The sequence below is a fragment of the Cohnella faecalis genome (genome assembly GCF_003570905.1).
GTDB classification, from domain to species: Bacteria; Bacillota; Bacilli; order Paenibacillales; family Paenibacillaceae; genus Cohnella; species Cohnella faecalis.
The window spans coordinates 1-4,882 of the sequence record NZ_QXJM01000064.1 but is presented as its reverse complement, the minus strand read 5'-3'; the positions used below and the strand labels follow the sequence as shown (position 1 = coordinate 4,882).

Below are 4,882 nucleotides of genomic sequence, written 5' to 3'. Positions count from 1 at the left end.
GTAACAAGAAACAACAACAAACCGTGAATGTCCCAACTCCCGAAGGTGCACCGTTGAAACGAAAGCACCCAATACCACGTATAAACCAGCGTTCGCAGGGCAAACCCGTATTCAGGTGTGAAAACCAAAACTCCATATGAGGCCAAAGTAATTACAGAAGATTTGAAAAAACCTTGGGGAATCGCACCGCTTCCGATGGACGTTGTTGATTACCCAGAAAAAAGGAACGCTTCGGATTGCTGATGCCTCCGGAAAACTGAGTGAGGAAATCACCGGAATCCCTCCGGTAAATGACAGCGGTCAGGGCGGGCTTTTGGAATTACAATCGACCCCGATTTTGCCAAAAACCGAATGTATACTGGACCTTTTCCGATAAAACCAAAGACGAAAACCTTACTGCCGTAGCAAAAGACGTTTGGCAGACAATGAAAAATCCATCGAAAAAGCAACGTCATTTATCGTGCAACACCTGCCTATGATAGCGATCTTCATTATGGTTCCCGAATCTTTTTGACAAAAAAGGAACCATTATTTCAGTACGGGCGAGCGTTCAGATTTGGAAACAAGGCCACAGGCGCAATCGCTTGCTTCTTCATTGGGCAAAATCATACATATTACCGTGATGGAAAGCCAACTACTGAAAATGCTTTCGCTAAAATTCCGAAAGCGCGTCCGGAAATCTATTCTTATGTCATCGAAATGTGCAGGGTTAGCGCTTCATCGGTTACGGAGATTTGTGGAGACCGAAATGGGTCCGCGTGGAGGGATGAACTGAATAGGATTGTAGCAGGAAAAAATTACGGATGCCCATCATTACATATGTATCGAATACGACGGAAAAAACGATCGCGTGATGGAAAAAACACAGACGGACGGAATGAACAGCCGTTTACTACTGGGATCCGTAGCTTCGCCAAGCGGAATGACATTTTATAAGGGAATCAGTTTCCGGAATGGGAAAAACAATTTGTTCATAGGCGACTGAGCAGCCAGCACATCGTCAGATTGGTTATCGAAAACAATAAGGTAACCGGTGAAGAAAGTTGCTTGGAGATAAAGGAGAACGTTTTCGTGATGTACAGCAGGGAAAGACGGCGCGTTATATGCCATTACCGATAGCGGAAAATTATACCGTATTGCCAAAAAATAAATAAAAACCGATTAGTTAGCTAATCGTTTTTTGTGGAAAATTGGGCACTCGTATTAAGCTTTGGACTGCTTAAAAAGTTTGGACAGTAAATCCGTTACTTCTTCTATTTTCATCGCTTAGCTAAATAGTCATCCATGCCGTTTTCAATACAAAGTCTTTGTCTTCAAACAGGGCGTAGCTGTCATGGCTACAATTACCGGATGTGCTCCGGCCTGCTTTTGATAATGCTTGTAGCTTCAAAACCGTCCATTTCAGGCATTTGCACATCCATTAGGATTACATCGTAAGTGTTCGTCTCCATAAGCTTCAGTACCTCAATCCCGTTATGTACCATGTCAATCTCATAGCCAAGTTTCTTGAGGATAAACTCGATAAACTTCTGGTTGATTTTATTGTCTTCTGCTACTAAAATCCGCATCGGATGGTTCTTTGCAAAATCATCTGAAACCGTTTCTTGGCCTTGTCTTTCTGTTCGGTTTCACTTCCGCCAAGAGCGGTGTGGATTGCCTTGCAAAGATTGAGTTGTTTCACTGGCTTGGTCAATACAGAAATAAATAATCCAGGATGTTTCTTTTTGGCTTCATCTCCAACAAAGCTCAATAATATAACCGGAATTTTTTCGTTTTCCTTTTTGATGGCTTTTGCCAGCTTGATGCCAGTCATTTCAGGCATTTCCATATCCGTTATTACCAATCCGATGCATCTTCACAAAAAATTCTAAAGCTTCTTTTCCGGAATTCGCTACGATTGGATTGAGTCCCCATTGTTCTAACTGTCGTTTTAAAACCAATCGATTTGTATCGTTGTCATCCACAACCAAAACTTTAAGCCTTATAATCGGTAAAATAATCAATGCTTTCCGAACTGCTTTTCCCGGCTTCTGTCCTGATGGTAAAGCTGAAAACGAACCTTTTCCTTCTGTGCTTTTACTGAAATCCCGCCATTCATCAATTCAACCAATCGGGTGCAGATGGCCAGGCCCAGCCCTGTTCCGCCATATTTCCTGCTGGTGGAGGAATCGACCTGTGAAAAGGCCTGGAACAACTGTGAAAGTTTGTCTTTTGGTATCCCGATTCCCGTATCGCGGATATCAAAACGGATTTTATAATCATTTTTAATATGTTCGTCCACGCTGATTTTTACAAAGATTTCGCCTTTTGAAGTGAATTTAATGGCGTTTCCAATCAGGTTGATCAGGATTTGCTTCAAGCGAAGGCTGTCACCGATTATATGCTGGGAACAGAAGGATCTAATTCATAAATCGGGCAAAATGGACATCGAGCATGAAGAATTCAACTTAAGGTATGCCATTGAAAGCGTTATGGATATTTTTACGCCACGCCTTGCCAAAATAAGCATCGACCTGATTTATGAATTAGATCCTTCTGTTCCCCAGCATATAATCGGTGACAGCCTTCGCTTGAAGCAAATCCTGATCAACCTGATTGGAAACGCCATTAAATTCACTTCAAAAGGCGAAATCTTTGTAAAAATCAGCGTGGACGAACATATTAAAAATGATTATAAAATCCGTTTTGATATCCGCGATACGGAATCGGGATACCAAAAGACAAACTTTCACAGTTGTTCCAGCCTTTCACAGGTCGATTCCTCCACCAGCAGGAAATATGGCGAACAGGGCTGGGCCTGCCATCTGCACCCGATTGTTGAATTGATGAATGGCGGATTTCAGTAAAAAGCACAGAAGGAAAAGGTTCCGTTTTCAGCTTTACCATCAGGACAGAAGCCGGAAAAGCAGTTCGGAAAGCATTGATTATTTTACCGATTATAAAGCCTTAAAGTTTGGTTGTGGATGACAACGATACAAATCGATTGGTTTTAAAACGACAGTTAGAACAATGGACTCAATCCAATCGTAGCGAATTCCGGAAAAGAAGCTTAGAATTTTTGTGAAAGATGCCATCGGATTGTAATAACGATATGGAAATGCCTGAAATGACTGCATCAAGCTGCAAAAGCCATCAAAAAGGAAAACGAAAAAATTCCGGTTATATTATTGAGCTTTGTTGGAGATGAAGCCAAAAAGAAACATCCTGGATTATTTATTTCTGTATTGACCAAGCCAGTGAAACAACTCAATCTTGCAAGGCAATCCACACCGCTCTTGGCGGAAGTGAAACCGAACAGAAAGACAAGGCCAAGAAACCGGTTCAGATGATTTTGCAAAGAACCATCCGATGCGGATTTTAGTAGCAGAAGACAATAAAATCAACCAGAAGTTTATCGAGTTTATCCTCAAGAAACTTGGCTATGAGATTGACATGGTACATAACGGGATTGAGGTACTGAAGCTTATGAGACGAACACTTACGATGTAATCCTAATGGATGTGCAAATGCCTGAAATGGACGGTTTTGAAGCTACAAGCATTATCAAAAGCAGGCCCGGAGCACATCCGGTAATTGTAGCCATGACAGCTAACGCCCTGTTTGAAGACAAAAACTTTGTATTGAAAACGGCATGGATGACTATTAGCTAAGCCGATGAAAATAGAAGAAGTAACGGATTTACTGTCCAAACTTTTTAAGCAGTCCAAAGCTTAATACGAGTGCCCAATTTTCCACAAAAAAACCGATTAGCTAACTAATCGGTTTTTATTTATTTTTTGGCAATACGGTATAATTTTCCGCTATCGGTAATGGCATATAACGCGCCGTCTTTCCCCTGCTGTACATCACGAAAACGTTCTCCTTATCTCCAAGCAACCTTTCTTCACCGGTTACCTTATTGTTTCGATAACCAATCTGACGATGTGGCTGCTGCTCAGTCCGCCTATGAACAAATTGTTTTCCCATTCCGGAAACTGATTCCCCTTATAAAATGTCATTCCGCTTGCGAAGCTACCGGATCCCAGTAGTAAACAGGCTGTTCCATTCCGTCCGTCTGTGTTTTTCCATCACCGATCGTTTTTCCGTCGTATTCGATACCATATGTAATGATGGCCATCCGTAATTTTTCCTGCTACAATCCTATTCAGTTCATCCCCTCCACGCGACCCATTTCGGTCTCCCACAAATCTCCCGTAACCGGATGAAGCGCTAACCCCTGCACATTTCGATGACCATAAGAATAGATTTCCGGACGCGCTTTCGGAATTTTAGCGAAAGCATTTTCAGTAGTTGGCTTTCCATCCACGGTAATATGTATGATTTTGCCCAATGAAGAAGCAAGCGATTGCGCCTGTGGCCTTGTTTCCAAATCTGAACGCTCGCCCGTACTGAAAATAATGGTTCCTTTTTTGTCAAAAAGAATTCGGGAAACCATAATGAAGATCGCTATCATAGCAGTGTTGCACGATAAATGACCGTTGCTTTTTCGATGGATTTTCATTGTCTGCCAAACGTCCTTTTGCTACGGCAGTAAGTTTCCGTCTTTGTTTTATCGGAAAAGGTCCAGTATACCATTCGGTTTTGGCAAAATCGGGGTCGATTGTAATTCCCAAAAGCCCGCCCTGACCGCTGTCATTTACCGGAGGATTCCGGTGATTTCCTCACTCAGTTTTCCGGAGGCATCAGCAATCCGAAGCGTTCCTTTTTTCTGGGTAATCAACAAACGTCCATCCGGAAGCGGTGCGATTCCCCAAGTTTTTTCAAATCTTCTGTAATTACTTTGGCCTCATATGGAGTTTTGGTTTTCACACCCTGAATACGGGTTTGCCCTGCGAACGCTGGTTATACGTGGTATGGTGCTTTCGTTTCAACCGGTGCACCT

6 protein-coding genes and 3 pseudogenes are annotated in these 4,882 nt (G+C 42.4%); 4 read left to right on the top strand and 5 right to left on the bottom strand.

What is annotated here, in order from left to right; genetic code table 11:
- Window positions 1–202 precede the first annotated feature (202 nt).
- Complete coding sequence (locus D3H35_RS35295; RefSeq protein WP_411675200.1) at window positions 203–376, top strand: PQQ-dependent sugar dehydrogenase; 174 nt, start codon at window positions 203–205, stop codon at window positions 374–376.
- Between the two features lie 56 nt (window positions 377–432).
- A complete protein-coding gene (locus D3H35_RS35290) occupies window positions 433–936 on the top strand; it encodes a PQQ-dependent sugar dehydrogenase (protein WP_199728657.1) in 504 nt (167 codons plus the stop codon).
- A gap of 407 nt (window positions 937–1,343) precedes the next feature.
- Here the strand turns inward: D3H35_RS35290 and D3H35_RS35285 are convergent, their stop codons facing one another.
- From D3H35_RS35285 to D3H35_RS30165, 3 genes are all read right to left on the bottom strand, one after another.
- Window positions 1,344–1,568, bottom strand: a complete 225-nt coding sequence (locus tag D3H35_RS35285) for a response regulator (protein ID WP_119152741.1) — start codon at window positions 1,566–1,568, stop codon at window positions 1,344–1,346.
- Entirely contained in the window at window positions 1,556–1,843 is a 288-nt protein-coding gene (locus D3H35_RS30170) for a response regulator (protein ID WP_119152740.1), read from the bottom strand. Before D3H35_RS30170 ends, D3H35_RS35285 begins: the two co-directional genes overlap by 13 nt.
- 156 nt (window positions 1,844–1,999) lie before the next feature.
- Window positions 2,000–2,359, bottom strand: a complete 360-nt coding sequence (locus tag D3H35_RS30165; RefSeq protein WP_158594379.1) for an ATP-binding protein — start codon at window positions 2,357–2,359, stop codon at window positions 2,000–2,002.
- Window positions 2,360–2,420: 61 nt separating this feature from the next.
- On the opposite strand from D3H35_RS30165, the gene D3H35_RS30160 reads away from it, so the two are divergent.
- Both D3H35_RS30160 and D3H35_RS30150 read left to right on the top strand, forming a co-directional pair.
- Window positions 2,421–2,846, top strand: a complete 426-nt coding sequence (locus D3H35_RS30160) for an ATP-binding protein (RefSeq protein ID WP_158594378.1) — start codon at window positions 2,421–2,423, stop codon at window positions 2,844–2,846.
- Between the two features lie 624 nt (window positions 2,847–3,470).
- Window positions 3,471–3,650, top strand: a pseudogene (locus tag D3H35_RS30150) (response regulator); the annotation flags it as partial.
- A 240-nt stretch (window positions 3,651–3,890) separates the two neighbouring features.
- Here D3H35_RS30150 and D3H35_RS33870 read toward each other — a convergent pair.
- Together D3H35_RS33870 and D3H35_RS35280 are read right to left on the bottom strand one after the other, a co-directional pair.
- Window positions 3,891–4,435 (bottom strand): annotated as a pseudogene (locus D3H35_RS33870) (PQQ-dependent sugar dehydrogenase).
- A pseudogene (locus tag D3H35_RS35280) lies at window positions 4,413–4,720 on the bottom strand (PQQ-dependent sugar dehydrogenase). Before D3H35_RS35280 ends, D3H35_RS33870 begins: the two co-directional pseudogenes overlap by 23 nt.
- Window positions 4,721–4,882: the final 162 nt, after the last annotated feature.